The sequence below is a fragment of the Pseudomonas cuatrocienegasensis genome, from assembly GCF_900110925.1.
In the GTDB taxonomy this organism is placed as follows: Bacteria; Pseudomonadota; Gammaproteobacteria; order Pseudomonadales; family Pseudomonadaceae; genus Aquipseudomonas; species Aquipseudomonas cuatrocienegasensis.
Genome location: NZ_FOFP01000001.1, coordinates 268798 through 282893, shown reverse-complemented (window position 1 = coordinate 282893; position 14096 = coordinate 268798). Strand labels below are relative to the sequence as shown.

The window sequence follows — 14096 nt, the reverse complement described above, 5'->3', positions numbered from 1 at the left end:
GAAAAATCTCGCCAGGCCGGGCGGCGTTCCGCTAGGCGGAGGACGCAGGGAATGGTGTTCCCTTGCCAAGTCCTCCAACAACGCATAGCGAGATTTTGCGCGCAACCCGCAGGGCCGGGCCCGTTTTAGCGCGATGCTGCGTTTCTCGATGGCTCATTTAGCCAGCTAAACTTCGCATCTCGTGCCTTGCCTCGCGCTAAAACTGGCTCCGGCGCGGCCGCGAGCGAAACGAGAACAGACGCTCGGACCACACGGCCTGTGTGGCAGTTCGATGGTGCACTGACCACCTGTCGCCTGCAATAGCGCGATCAAGAGGTTCACAGCAGCCGTCGACAGGCGGACAATAGGCCATCGAAGTGAGGAGCCCTGCCATGTCCACCCATCCGCAAACGATGTTTCAACTCACGGGCCGTAGCCACGCCCCGGCCAGCCTGAAGAGCGCCACGCTGGTGGTCATCGATGCGCAGGAAGAGTACCGCAGCGGCGTACTGCAACTCCCCGGCCTGGACGAAGCGCTGGCCGAAATCGCTGCCCTGCTGGCGGCTGCCCGTGCCCAGGGCACGCCCGTGGTACACATCAAGCATCTCGGCATCCCCGGTGGCGTGCTCGACCCACGCGGACCGCGCGGCGCGCACCTGCCCGAAGTGCTGCCCTTGCCTGGGGAGCTGATAGTAGAAAAACGCATGCCCAACGCTTTTTCCGGCACCGAGTTGCATGATCGTTTGCAAGCCTTTGGCCGCCTGGACCTGATTATCTGCGGCTTTATGACCCACTCCAGCATCAGCACCACGGTGCGTGCGACCAAGGATTACGGCTACCGCTGCACCCTGGTCGATGCCGCCTGCGCCACCCGTGACCTGCCGACCCCGGACGGCACAGTGATCAGCGCCGCACAGATGCACCGCGCGGAAATCATCGCCCTGGCCGACAACTTCGCCGCCGTGGTGCACAACGCCAGCGACCTGCTGTAGTCCGCCAGTAGCTGCCGGCGCGGTTGAACCACCGCCGGTGCAGCCGGTCATACCGCCGACAGCCCAAAAGGACATCGGAATGAAATTATCAGACGGTTTCGACGCCCGTCGCCTGCGTCCACACGGCTCACGCCACTGGCGTCTGCGCCTGGGTGCAGGGCTTGCCGCGGTGTGTGCGACCGTTGGCGTGCTGCTGGCCATGGCCGGTGCTGCCACCCTACTCGGGCGCCCGCCAGCAGTGGGCACCCTCAATGAGTCGCAGGGTGCCGGCGCTGTGGTGCTCGGCCTCGGCCTGGTACTACTGTGGGCCGGCATTCTCGTCTGGCGTCTGTGCCGACGCCGCCTGCGCCGCCCCAGCGACCTGAGTTTATCGCCCGGCCTGATGAAAAAACGCGACTGAACGCGCGCCCAGGCGCAGCACGACAGTGCGCGCCTTGGTTACACTAGCGGCCTTCGCGGAGGCCTAAATGCAAGACGACGACCTTTCCCTGTTCCAAGCCGAGTTGCGTGGCGTCAAGCCGATCAAGCATGACCGCGCCGACACCGGCAAACCCAAGCCCAATCGTGCCCAGCTGGCCACCCTGCGCCAGGCGGCCACGGCGCGTGTGGAGTCGATCAAGGTGGACGGCCTGTCCGACCAGTTCGTCATCGACGTGGGCGCCGAAGACCCGCTGTACTGGGCGGCCAATGGCATGCAGGAAGGCCAGATGCGCAAGCTCAAGCTGGGCCAGATCGCTTTCGAGGGCAGCCTCGACCTGCACGGCATGTCGGTGGAGAAAGCGCGCGACACCCTGTGGGCGTTTATCGCCGAGGCCAACAAGCTGGAGGTGCGCTGCGTGCGGGTCACCCACGGCAAAGCCGCGCGTATGGACGGCCGCAAACCGATGATCAAAAGCCACGTCAACACCTGGCTGCGCCAGCACCCGCAAGTACTCGGCTTTACCTCATGCCTGGCCAAGCACGGTGGCACCGGTGCGGTCTACGTAGTACTCCGACGCACCATGATGGACGGCCGCGACGAGTAACACTGCGGCTTGCCAGCCATTGCCCCGCCTTCTACCCTGCGCATTTTTAGCGCTGCACCCGCCACAGGAATCCCCATGTCACTGGAACAGCAGTACACCGCCATCCTCGGCAAGCTCGGTGAAGACGTCACCCGTGAGGGCTTGCGCGACACGCCCAAGCGCGCCGCCAAGGCCATGCAGTACCTTTGCCAGGGTTACCAGCAGAATCTGGAAGAAGTCACCAACGGCGCACTGTTCAGCTCCGATGCCAGCGAAATGGTGCTGGTGCGCGATATCGAACTGTATTCACTGTGCGAGCACCACCTGCTGCCGTTCATTGGCAAGGCGCATGTCGCCTACCTGCCCAACGGCAAGGTACTGGGCCTGTCCAAGGTCGCGCGCATCGTCGACATGTATGCCCGCCGCCTGCAGATCCAGGAAAACCTCAGCCGGCAGATCGCCGAGGCGGTGCAGCAGGTCACTGGCGCGCTGGGCGTAGCTGTGGTGGTCGAAGCGCAGCATATGTGCATGATGATGCGCGGCGTGGAGAAGCAGAACTCCTCAATGGTCACCTCGGTGATGCTCGGCGAGTTTCGTGACAACGCCGCCACCCGCAGCGAATTTCTCAGCCTGATTTAATACGCCGGCAAACAAGTAGCCTGGGTTGAGCGCAGCGATACCCGGGAGACAAGCGCACATGGCCAAACCTGAGGGCCAAGCGATTACAGCCATTCAGCGCAGTAGATGCCACGCAGAGCATGCGCTGCGGGTCGAGTCGGGTGGGCACCGCCAATTGTCCCGGGTGTCGCTATGCTCGACCCAGGCTACCGACGGCCATTCGCCGTAGGACGCGGCTGGCTACGCAGCGGATCGAGCAAACCCGACAGGCCGTTATGGTCGATCTCCTGCATCAGCGCCAAGAGCCGGCCAATTTCCCCGGACGGAAAGCCTTCACGGGCAAACCAGTTGAGGTAATGCCCCGGCAGATCGGCCAGCAGCCGCCCCTTGTACTTGCCGTAGGGCATCTCGCGGGTTACCAGCAGCAACAGGTCTTCAGGCTTCATCAAGGGCTCGGCGGCGCAGATTGAGCGCGAATTATGCCGCTGGGGTCAGTGTTACGCCAAGGCGGAAAAACTCGGGTAAGCTGCGCGCCTCTGTTAAACGACCAAGGTTTGTCCCCCCATGATTATCAAGGCACTGCGCATCGGCCTCGGCCAGTTGATCATCTTCCTCGACTGGGTCAGCCGTCCGGCCAAGCGCAAACGTACCCCTGAAGCTCAGGCTGCGGTCGAGCAAAGCGCCAGCAACCTCGCGCTCTATCAGTTTCACGCCTGCCCGTTCTGCGTCAAAACCCGCCGCACCCTGCACAAACTGAATGTGCCAGTGACCCTGCGCGACGCGAAGAATGATGCCCAGGCGCGCAGCGAGCTGGAGCAGCAAGGCGGCAAGATCAAGGTGCCGTGCCTGCGCATCGAAGAAAACGGCCAGAGCACCTGGCTGTATGAGTCCAAGGCGATCATCGCTTATCTCGACAAGCGCTTCGCTGCTGCCTGAATAAATGACCGGGGCCGCAAAATGCGGCCCCGTTTGTTTTAGCAAAAACGCAGACTCATCAGCCTTAGTTCGCCAGCACCCGCACCTTGCCCACCATACCGGCCTGGTAATGGCCGGGGATCAGGCAGGCAAAGTCGAATTCACCGGCGCGATTGAAGGTCCAGATAAGCTCTTCGCGCTGCCCTGGCGCGATATGGGCCATGTCCGCTGAGTCGTGCTGCATGCCGGGTGATGTCGCCATCATTGCCGCATGCGCTTGCAACTCGGCTTGAGTACCGAGCACAAACTCGTGCATGACCTGCCCGTCGTTGCGGTGCACAAAGCGAATGGTTTCGCCCTGCTTGACCTCAAGCTGATCAGGGCTGAAACGCATCTGATCGTTCATGCTGATCTCGATGGTGCGACTGACCTGCTCCGGCTCACCGGCAATCCCCCAGGCTTTCTGCTGATGGGTCGGCGCGGCGGCGTGATGCCCGTCATGCTGTTCGCCAGCGGCCAACGCAGCAGCGCTGCCCAACAGCAGCCCCAGGCTCAACAGCAACGCGACAGAATTTGAAGATGCACTCATGGTTAGGTTCTCGACTTACACACTGAATAAAGGGTGCAGGTATGCACGACCTGCGCCCGGCAAAAACGCTATTCAGACGAGAGTTAACCGTGGCGGACGTTCGAGGGGTTCGCTGATAAAGCCGACAAATTGCTCCAGGCGTGTCAGCGATGGTTCGTCGCTGTGCTGCGGTGCCTGGCAACCACTCAGCGAGTTCAGCGTCACGGCCCCCACACAAAACGCGCAGAGGCTGCACAGGCGACTGTCGCCAGCAGGTTGCTGCGCTGTATCGACCTTGCTCGGCTGATGCTGGGCATGCGCAGCTACTGGGGCAGGCGCCTCGGTAATCGACCTCGCGACATGATGGCCGCCGTGTGACATCGCCATTTCAGGCATCCCGCCGGCCTGGCGGGCAGCGCCGCACACCTGCATACCAAGCGCCGCCATGGCCTGTGCTGGCAATGCCAGCATCAGTATCCAGATCAGGGCGGTACGCAGGGTTTTGCGCATAGGACAGGCTTTCAGTGCAGGACGATGGCGCGATTATCCGCCGAATGGATTGCCTGTCCAGCGCTTAGATGGTCGCAGTCTGCCCCGACAATGTTGGTAGCAACCGCACACCCAGTGCCCCGAGTGCCGCAACGACTGCCAAAGCGACCACGGCAAACCAGCCCCACTGCGCCAGCACCAAGCTGCCAAGCGCGGCGCCGCTGGCCATGCCGATAAAGACCCCGGTAAACAGCAACGCATTGAGCCGGCTGCGCGCTTCGGGCTGCAGGCCGTAAACGATAGTCTGGTGTGCCACCAGCGAGGCCTGGATACCGAAATCAAAACCCACGGCGCAGACGATCAGCACTATCAGTTGGCCCTGGCTCGGTAACCACGCTGCCAGCCCCATGGCGGCGAACGACAGCAGCACCAGCCCCGCACCCAGGCGCGTCACAGGCTCCGGGCCACGGCGATCGGCCAGGCGCCCGGCCAAGGGCGCAGCCAGGGCACCGGCCGCCCCCGCCAAGCCAAAGGCCCCAGCAACCGAACTGCCCAGATTGAAGTTGCCCTGCAGCATTACCGCCAAAGTCGACCAGAAGGCACTGAACGCCACCGACAGCAGGCCTTGGGCCCAGGCGGCGCGGCGCAACGCCCCGTGCTGCCGCCAGAGCTGCACCATCGAGCCCAGCAGCGCGCGATAGCCCAGTTGCGTGGTCGGCGCGAAGCGCGGCAATCCGCGCCACAAGGCCACACCGATCAGCGCCACCGATACCGCGGCCAGGGCATAGACCGCGCGCCAGCCCAACTGCTCGGCGACCACCCCACTGACCACCCGCGACAGCAGGATACCCAGCAGCAGGCCGGTCATCACCGTGCCCACCACCTTGCCGCGTTGCGCCTCGGGCGCCAGGGTCGCCGCCGCCGGCACGATGTCCTGGGCCACGGTGGCCGTCAGGCCGACCAACAGGCTCGCCAAGAGTAACCAGCCAATGCTCGGCGCCAGGCTACTGAGCAGCAGCGCAACGAGGAGCAGGCCAGCCTTGAGCAGAATGATCCGGCGCCGGTCATAGCGATCCCCCAGAGGCGCCAGGAGCAAAATGCCCAGCGCATAGCCCAACTGCGTCAACGTCGGCACCAGGCCCACGGCCCGTTCGCTGGCGTGAATGTCAGCCACCAGTACGGCGAGAATCGGCTGGCTGTAATACAGCGAGGCGACGGCAAAGCCAGCCGCGGCCGCCAGCAACAGAACCAGCCAAGAGGACAGGCCAGCTTTATGCAGAGGATGGATATCAGACATGACAGTAGCTCGGGGAATAACAGTGCGCGCAGTTTCCCAGGCCATGCGCGCCGCTGGTAGGCGCATGGCTCGCAGATCTGCTATACGCTAAGCGTATGAAAGAACACTCAACCCCGACCACCGACCGCCTCGAATTGCTGCACACCTTCGTGCGCATCGTCGAAACCGGCAGCCTCTCTGCCGCCGCCGTACAACTGGGCGTCAGCCAGCCCACGGTGAGCCGACGCCTGCAGGTGCTCGAACGCAATCTGGGCCTGAGATTGCTGCAGCGCTCGACCCACGGCATGAAACTCAGCGATGACGGCGAACGCTGCTTCGCCCAGGCACGCGAGCTACTGGACAGCTGGGACAACCTGGAAAGCAGCCTCAAGGGCAGCAGCGAACAAGCCCGCGGTACCCTGCGCGTACTGGCACCCCACGCCTTCGGCCAGGATCAGTTGATCACCCCATTGCTCGCCTATCTCGACGAGCATCCCGAGGTGCAGGTGGAATGGCTGCTGCATGATCGCCGCCCGGACTTTATCGCCGAAGGCATCGATTGCGCGATCCAGGTCGGCAGCGTGGACGACCCCAATGTGGTCGCGCTGCATCTGGCCGAGGTGCCACGCATCGTGGTAGCAGCGCCTGGCATATGGGGCAGCGGCCCTGCCCCGCTCGACAGTAACACGCTGAGCGCCCTGCCCTGGCTGGCACTGAAAACCTATTACCGGGACGAGGTGACACTGACCCAACAGCACAGCGGCAGCGTGCAGCGTTTTGCTATTCGCCCACGGCTGAGCACCGACAGCCTGTACGCGCTGCGCAACGCCGCCCTGGCTGGCATGGGTGCCTGCATCGCTTCGTCGTGGATTGTCGCCGATGACCTGCGCAGCGGCCGCCTGGTGCAGCTGGCGCCCGAGTGGCAAGCCGCGCCCTTGCCGGTCTACCTGGTCTACCCTTACGCCCGCCACTACCCGGCGCGGCTGCGCCTGTTTATCGCCCGGATGCGCGCCAGCATGCCCAACCTGAGCGGCATGCGCGCACCGGGCTAGCAGGCTCAGCCAAGCATCGTGACATGCCGCGGATGGCTGGCAACCCGCGCCAGCCAGGCCTGGATTGCCGGATAGGGGCTGAGGTCGAAGCCACCTTCGTCCGCTACATGGGTGTAGGCGTAGAGCGCGATATCGGCAATCGAATAGGCATCACCGACCAGATAAGGCGTCTGTTCAAGCTGCTTTTCCATCACCCGCAAGGCCTTGTGCCCACGCGCCTGGCAGACCTGATATTCATCAAGCCGCTCGGCCGGCATGCCTTGGTAGAGCTGGATAAACCGCGCCACCGCGACATAGGGCTCGTGGCTGTACTGCTCGAAAAACTGCCACTGCAACACCTGAGTGCGCAGGCGCGGCTCGGTCGGCAGAAACGCGCTGCTGTCGGCGAGGAAGTTGAGAATCGCGTTGGACTCCCACAGGCAGGTGCCGTCGTCCAGTTCGAGCACCGGAATCTTGCCGTTGGGGTTTTTCGCCAGAAAGGCCTCCTCGCCGGTTTCACCCTTGAGGATGTCGATCGGCACCCACTCATAGGGCTGATCAAGCAGGTGCAGCATCAGCTTGACCTTGTAGCAGTTGCCGGAGCGGTAATCGCCATAAACCTTGTACATGTTGCGTCCTCCCTGTGCGGCTTATCTGGTAGTCGCCCGTTTGTTCAAGCAGCACGGCCGGCTTGCGCCTCGCGGATCACCGCAGCCAAACGCTGCAGGCCTTCGCTCAGGCGCTCGGGCGCGACGTGGCTGAAGTTAAGCCGTAAATGCCCCGGATTGGCGTCCGGGTCGATAAAGAACGGCTCGCCGGGCATAAAGGCCACGTTCTGCGCCAATGCCGGTGCCAGCAGGGTGCGCGTATCCAGCGGCTGTTTGAGGGTCAACCAGAAGAACAGCCCGCCCTGGGGCACCTGCCAGTCGGCCAGGTCGCTGAAATGCTCGGCAAGCACGTCCTGCATGGCGTCGCGGCGAACCCGGTAGAAATCCCGCAGCTCGGCCAGGTGCTCGCGGTAGTGACGCGTGCCCAGCCATTGCAGCGCCTGCCACTGGCCGACCCGGTTGGTGTGCAGGTCAGCAGACTGCTTGAGGCGCAGCAGGTAGGGGTACAGATCCGGCGTGGCGATCAGGTAGCCGACGCGCAGGCCCGGCAGCAGGGTCTTGGACACGGTGCCGGTGTAGATCCAGCTGGCCTTCTGCAGACGACTGACGATCGGTGTGGCGCTGCCCTCATCGAACACCAGCTCGCGGTAGGGTTCGTCTTCGATCAGGGTCACGCCGAACTCGTCGAGCAGCGCCGCCACAGCATCACGCTTGGCCTCGCTGTAGCGCACCGCCGAGGGGTTCTGGAAGGTCGGGATCAGGTAGGCGAAGGCCGGCTTGTGCTTCTCCAGGCGCTCGCGCAAGGCATCGAGCTGCGGACCATCGGCCTCCTGGGGCACGGCGATGCAGTTGGCGCCAAACAGCTGAAACGCCTGCAGCGCGGCCAGGTAAGTCGGTGCTTCGAGCAGCACTTCGGTGCCCGGATCGATAAACAGCTTGCTGGCCAAGTCGAGGGTCTGCTGCGAGCCGCTGACGATCAGCACCTGGCTGGCATCGCAGGGCACGCCCAGGGCGCGGGCTTCTTCGGCGATGGCTTCGCGCAACTCCGGCTCACCCTCGCTGGTGCCGTACTGGCCCATGCTGGTCGGCATGTCAGCCCACTCCACCCGTGGCAGCATCGGCTCGGCGGGCAGGCCGCCGGCGAAGGACATCACCTCGGGGCGCTGCGCGGCAGCCAGAATTTCACGGATCAGGGAGCTTTTCAGGCGGGCGACGCGTTCGGAGAAGGCCATGGTGATCACCGGTAGCAAAGGCAGAGAAAAATAAGTCAAACTGGTTGACCGAAACTACGACGGCACAGGCAGATACGTCAATATGCTTGACCTTAAAAATTCCGTCACCCAACAAGCTGCCATGGAAGCCTTCTTCTTTGGCTATCAGGCGTTCACCGCCAAGGCCGACGAGATGCTCGCGCGCCGTGGGCTGTCGCGGGTGCACCATCGCATCCTGTTCTTTATCGCCAAATACCCTGGCCTGAGCATGAAACAGCTGCTCGGCTACCTGGGCGTGAGCAAGCAGGCCCTGAGCATTCCCCTGCGCCAGTTGCAGGAGATGAACCTGGTGGTCAGCGTCACGGCCGACGAGGACAAACGCAAACGCCTGTTGGGCTTCACCGCCGAGGGCGCCAAGCTCGAACGCGCCCTGCGCCGCGAGCAGGCCAAGCTGCTGCAGCGCGCCTTCGCCGAGGCCGGGGAAGCGGCAGTGAATGGCTGGTTGACGGTCAATCAAGCGTTGGGCAAGGGCCGATGCACTGAGGACGAGCAGTGTTCGGCCGTATGAAAGCCTAGTGTCGCGACACGAATAATTGGTCGCTATCTGTAGGAGCGAAGGGGGCGCCTAGCCTTTATTCGCGATAATCCTCAAAAGCGCTGAAAGCATCGCGGCTAAAGCGGAGCGCCGCCCGGCCCCTCCCACGCGACCTAGCATTGACCGACATTTGATTCATGTCTCGACCCTAGCTCGCCTGCGAAACCTCGCCCGCCGCCTTGAAGAACACCAGAGCCATCGCCACGCTCGCGCCGATCAGGGGGAACAGCGCCAGAACGATCAGAATCACCGTAGCGAGCATGATGCCGCCGATGATGTTCAGCCAAGCCATGAGGTTGAACACCGGGTAGACATTCTTTGCCTGGCGCAGGCGAATCCCAAGCCAGGTCAGCAGGGCCCCGTACACGCACATCAGGCCGAAGTAGACGAACATCGGCACGCCCAACTGGCTGGTGGCATCGCCCCAGATCAGCTCGAAGCTACTCAGCAGCAAGGCAACGATCACCACGGCCCACACCGGGTTGCTCAACCCCGTGGCGGAAAAACGCTGTTCGGCGAACGCCTTCATGCGCAGCAGCAGGTAACAACCAAGGATCGTCACTGCCGGGCTGAGCCAGGTGCTGATCAGCAGCAAGATCGGATCGTCCAGCAAGCCGGAGGCCAACGCGATGCCGAGCAGTACCACCGCACCCAGCACCGAAACCAGGCTTAGCCAGCCCAGCATCCTTAATTGAGAAGCGCTCCAGCCCTCAAGGACAGGAGCAGGTGCAGCGTCTACCAGGTCGACCTGGGGGGCGGCATAGGGGTTGTTGTCAGGGGTCATCGCGGTTCCTTGTGCGTGTTCGACGGTAAGCGCTGCACACTACCCGCAGCGGCCGCTTTCGCCAACCGACTGTATGGCTTTTTACGCAGGTTGCTGTACGGCGACGCTCACCCTTGCAGCGCATAGTCTTGCAGCCATCGACCTCGAGTAGCTGCCCATGAGCACCGAACTGCTGATCGCCTTTATCGCCTTTGCCTTTGTCACCTCGGTCACGCCTGGGCCAAACAATATGATGCTGCTCGCCAGCGGGGTGAATTTCGGCCTGCGCCGCAGTTTGCCGCACATGTTCGGCATCAGCCTGGGCTTTATGCTGCTGGTGGCATCGGTCGGTCTCGGTCTCGGCCAACTGTTTGAGCAGGTACCCCTGCTCTACAGCATATTGCGCTACCTCGGCGCCGCTTACCTGCTGTACCTGGCTTGGAAAATCGCCAACTCTGGCGCACCGGATAGTCAGGCCAAGGCGGCAAGCAAGCCATTCAGTTTTCTGCAGGCGGCGGCCTTTCAGTGGGTCAACCCGAAAGCCTGGATCATGGCCATTGGCGCCATCACCACCTACACGCCGCACGATAACTTCGTGGTCAACGTCCTGCTGATTGCGGCACTCTTTGCCCTGGTCAACTGCCCCAGCGTAGGCCTGTGGACGGTGGCCGGCAGCCTTTTGCGCAACTGGTTGAACAACCCCCGCGCGTTGCGCATATTCAATATCGGCATGGCTCTGCTACTGGTTGCCTCGCTGTATCCCATCTTCGCCGACACTGGACTGCTCTGATGCACGACCTGCCCCACTCCCGCTTACGCCCCCTCGCCGACACCTCGACCTCGGCGGTGGTGGCCGGCTTTATCGCCATGCTCACCGGCTATACCAGCTCCCTGGTGCTGATGTTCCAGGCCGGCCAGGCTGCCGGCCTCAGCGCCGGGCAGATTTCCTCGTGGATCTGGGCATTGTCGATTGGCATGGCGATTTGCTGCATCGGCCTGTCGCTGCGCTACCGTGCGCCGGTGATGATCGCCTGGTCCACGCCCGGTGCGGCCCTGCTGATCACCAGCCTGCCCGGCGTGCCTTACAGCGAGGCGATTGGCGCGTATATCTTCGCCTCCGGACTGATTGTGCTGATCGGCCTGACCGGTACTTTCGACCGCCTGATGCGCCGTATCCCCGGTTCGATTGCCGCGGCGCTGCTGGCCGGCGTGCTGTTCAAGATCGGCCTGGAAATCTGCGTCGCCGCCGAGCAGCAACCGCTGCTGGTGGTGGCCATGCTGCTGGCTTATCTGGTTGGTAAGCGCCTACTGCCGCGCTATGCGGTACTGGCCGCCCTGATTGTCGGCACTGTGCTGGCGGCCGTTTTTGGCCTGCTGAATTTCCAGCAGTTCGAGTTGCAACTGGCCACGCCGGAATGGACCACGCCGAGCTTCTCTCTGGCGGCGGTCATCAGCATCGGCATTCCGTTGTTTATCGTCGCCATGGCGTCGCAGAACCTGCCCGGCATGGCCGTGCTGCGCGCCAACGGTTATGACGTCCCCGCCAGCCCGCTGCTGACCACCACCGGGCTGACGTCGATACTGCTGGCGCCGTTCGGCAGCCACGGTATTCATATGGCAGCCATCAGCGCGGCGATCTGCGCCGGCCCGGAAGCCCATGAGGACCCGAAAAAGCGCTACACCGCCGCGATCTGGTGTGGGGTGTTCTACGGCATTGCCGGGATCTTCGGCGCCACCCTGGCCGCGCTGTTCGCAGCGCTGCCGAAAGCCCTGATCCTGTCCATTGCTGCGCTGGCGCTGTTCGCCTCGATCATTGGCGGTCTGACCCAGGCCATGAGCGAGCCGGACGAGCGTGAAGCCGCGCTGATTACCTTCCTGGTCACCGCGTCGGGCATGACCCTGTTCTCGGTCGGCTCGGCGTTCTGGGGGATTATCGCCGGTCTGCTCACACTGGCGATTCTTAACGCCGGTAAAGCCCGCGCCTAACGTAAGAAGGCGCCCGCAGGCGCCTTCCATCCATCCGTAAACAGACTCAGATGGCGGTGGCCCCGCCGTCCACTGCCAGCGCGTGACCGGTGGTAAACGCTGCGTTGTCGCAGCACAGGTAGAGCACCGCCGTGGCGATTTCCTCCACCTTGCCGATGCGCCCAACCGGGTGCATGGCAGCGGCAAACTCGCCCTTGCGCGGGTCCGCCTCGTAGGCGCGGCGGAACATATCGGTGTCGATCACCGCCGGACACACCGCGTTAACGCGGATTTTCTTCTTCGCGTATTCCACCGCCGCCGACTTGGTCAGGCCGATCACCGCATGTTTGGAGGCGCTGTAGATGCTCATCTTCGGCGCCGCACCGAGACCTGCGACCGAAGCGGTGTTGACGATGGCGCCACCGCCCTGGGCCAGCAACAACGGGATCTGGTGCTTCATGCACAACCACACGCCTTTGACGTTGACGCCCATGATGGCGTCGTATTCCGCCTCGCTGCCATCGGCCAGCTTGCCCTTCTCGATCTCGATACCGGCATTGTTGAACGCATAGTCCAGACGCCCATAAGCCTCCAGCGTCGCGGCCATCAGCGCCTGCACCTCGGCCTCGCGGGTCACGTCGCAGCGTACGAAGGTCGCCTGCCCACCGGCTGCGAGGATCAACTCGACAGTGCCTTCACCGCCTGCAGTATCGACATCCGACACCACGACGCTCAGGCCAGCCTGAGCGAACGCCAACGCGGTGGCGCGGCCAATACCGGCGGCGCCGCCAGTGACCAGGGCTACCTGGCCGGAGAAGGTGAAACTCATCGGTGCATCCTCGCAATGGAATGTTTTCGGGGCAGTGGCGCGAGTCTAGCCAGGCGGCGAAGCGGCGCGCAGCACTATAGGTTGCGCGGTTGAAGCTCCATGCAAAAAGCTGATTAAGCTGCCAAGCAATCATCACCCACGTCGATCAGGCAGCATTCCAGACGCCGGACAATCCTTGCCCTGCTGGGCGACAAGGGCTATCACCAAGGTTTCCGCCAATGGAGCACCTGCCATGTCAGCCCCTGTGAACCGCCAGTTTCTGCTCGCCAAACGCCCAGTCGGCCTGCCCAGCCGCGACACCTTCAGCTATGTCGAAAGCTCATTGGGCCAGCCCGCCAGCGGGCAGATCCTGGTGAAGAACGCCTACCTGTCACTCGACCCGGCCATGCGCGGCTGGATGAACGATGCCCGCTCCTACATTCCGCCAGTAGGACTCAACGAGGTGATGCGCGCCCTCGGCGTTGGCGAAGTCATCGCCTCAGAGCACCCGGACTTCGCCGTCGGCGACACGGTTAACGGTGCCCTTGGCGTGCAGGATTATTTCCTCGGCGAACCGCGCGGCTTCTACAAGGTCGACCCCAGCCGTGCACCGCTGCCGCTGTACCTCTCGGCGCTAGGCATGACCGGCATGACCGCCTACTTCGCCCTGCTCGATGTCGGCGCGCCCAAAGCCGGGGAAACCGTGGTGATTTCCGGCGCGGCCGGGGCAGTGGGCAGCGTGGCCGGACAAATTGCCAAGCTCAAAGGCTGCCGCGTGGTCGGCATCGCCGGTGGCGCTGACAAATGCGCGTTCCTGCGTGATGAGTTGGGCTTTGATGCCGCCATCGACTACAAGAGCGAAGACCTGCCGGCCGCCCTCAAGCGCGAATGCCCCAAGGGCGTGGATGTGTACTTCGATAACGTTGGCGGCGACATCCTTGAGGCGGTGCTCAACCGCATCAACTTCAAGGCCCGCGTGGTGATCTGCGGCGCCATCAGCCAGTACAACGCCACCCAAGCGATCAAGGGCCCGGCGAACTACCTGCAGTTGCTGGTCAACAGCGCGCGCATGGAGGGCATGGTGGTAATGACCTACGCGCCGCGCTTCGCCGAGGCGGCTCAGGAAATGGCCGGCTGGTTGGCCAGCGGCCAGCTGAAGTCCAAGGAAGATATCGTCAGCGGCCTGACCACCTTCCCGGACACCCTGCTCAAACTGTTCAACGGCGGTAACTTCGGCAAGCTGATCCTTAAAGTCGACTGAGGCAATCGTGCTT

General features: G+C 63.3%; 18 protein-coding genes. 10 read left to right on the top strand and 8 right to left on the bottom strand.

The features are described from left to right. Positions 1-371: 371 nt before the first annotated feature. From BMW49_RS01405 to folE, 4 genes are all read left to right on the top strand, one after another. A complete protein-coding gene (locus BMW49_RS01405) occupies positions 372-971 on the top strand; it encodes a cysteine hydrolase family protein (RefSeq protein WP_069516884.1) in 600 nt (199 codons plus the stop codon). A 79-nt stretch (positions 972-1050) separates the two neighbouring features. Beyond that, positions 1051-1371, top strand: coding sequence for a hypothetical protein (locus BMW49_RS01400; RefSeq protein WP_069516885.1), 321 nt, complete (start codon positions 1051-1053; stop codon positions 1369-1371). A gap of 67 nt (positions 1372-1438) precedes the next feature. After that, positions 1439-1996 (top strand): Smr/MutS family protein, encoded by a 558-nt coding sequence (locus BMW49_RS01395; protein WP_069516886.1) that lies wholly within the window; start codon positions 1439-1441, stop codon positions 1994-1996. A 75-nt stretch (positions 1997-2071) separates the two neighbouring features. Continuing rightward, on the top strand, positions 2072-2614 hold the full coding sequence (folE, locus tag BMW49_RS01390) for a GTP cyclohydrolase I FolE (RefSeq protein ID WP_069516887.1): 543 nt from the start codon (positions 2072-2074) through the stop codon (positions 2612-2614). 185 nt (positions 2615-2799) lie between these two features. On the opposite strand, the gene BMW49_RS01385 is transcribed toward folE, so the two are convergent. Further along, entirely contained in the window at positions 2800-3039 is a 240-nt protein-coding gene (locus BMW49_RS01385) for a DUF3820 family protein (RefSeq protein WP_069516888.1), read from the bottom strand. Between the two features lie 118 nt (positions 3040-3157). On the opposite strand from BMW49_RS01385, the gene BMW49_RS01380 reads away from it, so the two are divergent. Next, entirely contained in the window at positions 3158-3529 is a 372-nt protein-coding gene (locus tag BMW49_RS01380; RefSeq protein ID WP_069516889.1) for a glutaredoxin family protein, read from the top strand. Between the two features lie 64 nt (positions 3530-3593). Here BMW49_RS01380 and BMW49_RS01375 read toward each other — a convergent pair whose 3' ends face one another. From BMW49_RS01375 to BMW49_RS01365, 3 genes are all read right to left on the bottom strand, one after another. Next, positions 3594-4097, bottom strand: a complete 504-nt coding sequence (locus BMW49_RS01375) for a cupredoxin domain-containing protein (protein WP_069516890.1) — start codon at positions 4095-4097, stop codon at positions 3594-3596. Between the two features lie 72 nt (positions 4098-4169). After that, entirely contained in the window at positions 4170-4586 is a 417-nt protein-coding gene (locus tag BMW49_RS01370) for a hypothetical protein (protein ID WP_069516891.1), read from the bottom strand. Positions 4587-4650: 64 nt separating this feature from the next. Beyond that, positions 4651-5862 carry an MFS transporter gene (locus tag BMW49_RS01365; protein WP_069516892.1) on the bottom strand — a complete coding sequence of 404 codons (1212 nt, stop codon included), beginning with the start codon at positions 5860-5862 and terminating at the stop codon, positions 4651-4653. Between the two features lie 95 nt (positions 5863-5957). On the opposite strand from BMW49_RS01365, the gene BMW49_RS01360 reads away from it, so the two are divergent. Then, positions 5958-6893, top strand: a complete 936-nt coding sequence (locus BMW49_RS01360; protein WP_069516893.1) for a LysR family transcriptional regulator — start codon at positions 5958-5960, stop codon at positions 6891-6893. 5 nt (positions 6894-6898) lie between these two features. On the opposite strand, the gene BMW49_RS01355 is transcribed toward BMW49_RS01360, so the two are convergent. After that, the gene (locus tag BMW49_RS01355; protein ID WP_069516894.1) at positions 6899-7501 is read right to left on the bottom strand and encodes a glutathione S-transferase family protein; all 603 of its coding nucleotides are present in this window, start codon (positions 7499-7501) and stop codon (positions 6899-6901) included. 44 nt (positions 7502-7545) lie between these two features. Further along, on the bottom strand, positions 7546-8712 hold the full coding sequence (locus tag BMW49_RS01350) for an aminotransferase-like domain-containing protein (RefSeq protein WP_069516895.1): 1167 nt from the start codon (positions 8710-8712) through the stop codon (positions 7546-7548). 82 nt (positions 8713-8794) lie between these two features. On the opposite strand from BMW49_RS01350, the gene BMW49_RS01345 reads away from it, so the two are divergent. Continuing rightward, the gene (locus tag BMW49_RS01345; RefSeq protein WP_069516896.1) at positions 8795-9259 is read left to right on the top strand and encodes a MarR family winged helix-turn-helix transcriptional regulator; all 465 of its coding nucleotides are present in this window, start codon (positions 8795-8797) and stop codon (positions 9257-9259) included. A 175-nt stretch (positions 9260-9434) separates the two neighbouring features. Here the strand turns inward: BMW49_RS01345 and BMW49_RS01340 are convergent, their stop codons facing one another. After that, on the bottom strand, positions 9435-10070 hold the full coding sequence (locus BMW49_RS01340) for a hypothetical protein (RefSeq protein ID WP_069516897.1): 636 nt from the start codon (positions 10068-10070) through the stop codon (positions 9435-9437). Between the two features lie 157 nt (positions 10071-10227). Here BMW49_RS01340 and BMW49_RS01335 point away from each other — a divergent pair, with 157 nt between their 5' ends. Both BMW49_RS01335 and BMW49_RS01330 read left to right on the top strand, forming a co-directional pair. Beyond that, complete coding sequence (locus BMW49_RS01335) at positions 10228-10839, top strand: LysE family translocator (protein ID WP_069516898.1); 612 nt, start codon at positions 10228-10230, stop codon at positions 10837-10839. Then, complete coding sequence (locus BMW49_RS01330) at positions 10839-12035, top strand: benzoate/H(+) symporter BenE family transporter (protein ID WP_069516899.1); 1197 nt, start codon at positions 10839-10841, stop codon at positions 12033-12035. The genes BMW49_RS01335 and BMW49_RS01330 overlap by 1 nt, the downstream gene beginning before the upstream one ends. Before the next feature lie 46 nt (positions 12036-12081). Here BMW49_RS01330 and BMW49_RS01325 read toward each other — a convergent pair whose 3' ends face one another. Beyond that, the gene (locus BMW49_RS01325; RefSeq protein ID WP_069516900.1) at positions 12082-12843 is read right to left on the bottom strand and encodes an SDR family oxidoreductase; all 762 of its coding nucleotides are present in this window, start codon (positions 12841-12843) and stop codon (positions 12082-12084) included. A 232-nt stretch (positions 12844-13075) separates the two neighbouring features. On the opposite strand from BMW49_RS01325, the gene BMW49_RS01320 reads away from it, so the two are divergent. Then, positions 13076-14083 carry an NADP-dependent oxidoreductase gene (locus BMW49_RS01320; RefSeq protein ID WP_069516901.1) on the top strand — a complete coding sequence of 336 codons (1008 nt, stop codon included), beginning with the start codon at positions 13076-13078 and terminating at the stop codon, positions 14081-14083. Positions 14084-14096 lie beyond the last annotated feature (13 nt).

Bases quoted from the DNA above. Each gene is read 5' to 3' on its own strand.
- BMW49_RS01325 (WP_069516900.1), bottom strand. From the start codon at position 12,843: ATGAGTTTCACCTTCTCCGGCCAGGTAGCCCTGGTCACTGGCGGCGCC.
- BMW49_RS01385 (WP_069516888.1), bottom strand. From the start codon at position 3,039: ATGAAGCCTGAAGACCTGTTGCTGCTGGTAACCCGCGAGATGCCCTAC.
- folE (WP_069516887.1), top strand. From the start codon at position 2,072: ATGTCACTGGAACAGCAGTACACCGCCATCCTCGGCAAGCTCGGTGAA.
- BMW49_RS01345 (WP_069516896.1), top strand. From the start codon at position 8,795: ATGCTTGACCTTAAAAATTCCGTCACCCAACAAGCTGCCATGGAAGCC.
- BMW49_RS01380 (WP_069516889.1), top strand. From the start codon at position 3,158: ATGATTATCAAGGCACTGCGCATCGGCCTCGGCCAGTTGATCATCTTC.
- BMW49_RS01395 (WP_069516886.1), top strand. From the start codon at position 1,439: ATGCAAGACGACGACCTTTCCCTGTTCCAAGCCGAGTTGCGTGGCGTC.
- BMW49_RS01340 (WP_069516897.1), bottom strand. From the start codon at position 10,070: ATGACCCCTGACAACAACCCCTATGCCGCCCCCCAGGTCGACCTGGTA.
- BMW49_RS01360 (WP_069516893.1), top strand. From the start codon at position 5,958: ATGAAAGAACACTCAACCCCGACCACCGACCGCCTCGAATTGCTGCAC.
- BMW49_RS01375 (WP_069516890.1), bottom strand. From the start codon at position 4,097: ATGAGTGCATCTTCAAATTCTGTCGCGTTGCTGTTGAGCCTGGGGCTG.
- BMW49_RS01320 (WP_069516901.1), top strand. From the start codon at position 13,076: ATGTCAGCCCCTGTGAACCGCCAGTTTCTGCTCGCCAAACGCCCAGTC.
- BMW49_RS01330 (WP_069516899.1), top strand. From the start codon at position 10,839: ATGCACGACCTGCCCCACTCCCGCTTACGCCCCCTCGCCGACACCTCG.
- BMW49_RS01350 (WP_069516895.1), bottom strand. From the start codon at position 8,712: ATGGCCTTCTCCGAACGCGTCGCCCGCCTGAAAAGCTCCCTGATCCGT.
- BMW49_RS01370 (WP_069516891.1), bottom strand. From the start codon at position 4,586: ATGCGCAAAACCCTGCGTACCGCCCTGATCTGGATACTGATGCTGGCA.
- BMW49_RS01335 (WP_069516898.1), top strand. From the start codon at position 10,228: ATGAGCACCGAACTGCTGATCGCCTTTATCGCCTTTGCCTTTGTCACC.
- BMW49_RS01355 (WP_069516894.1), bottom strand. From the start codon at position 7,501: ATGTACAAGGTTTATGGCGATTACCGCTCCGGCAACTGCTACAAGGTC.
- BMW49_RS01365 (WP_069516892.1), bottom strand. From the start codon at position 5,862: ATGTCTGATATCCATCCTCTGCATAAAGCTGGCCTGTCCTCTTGGCTG.
- BMW49_RS01405 (WP_069516884.1), top strand. From the start codon at position 372: ATGTCCACCCATCCGCAAACGATGTTTCAACTCACGGGCCGTAGCCAC.
- BMW49_RS01400 (WP_069516885.1), top strand. From the start codon at position 1,051: ATGAAATTATCAGACGGTTTCGACGCCCGTCGCCTGCGTCCACACGGC.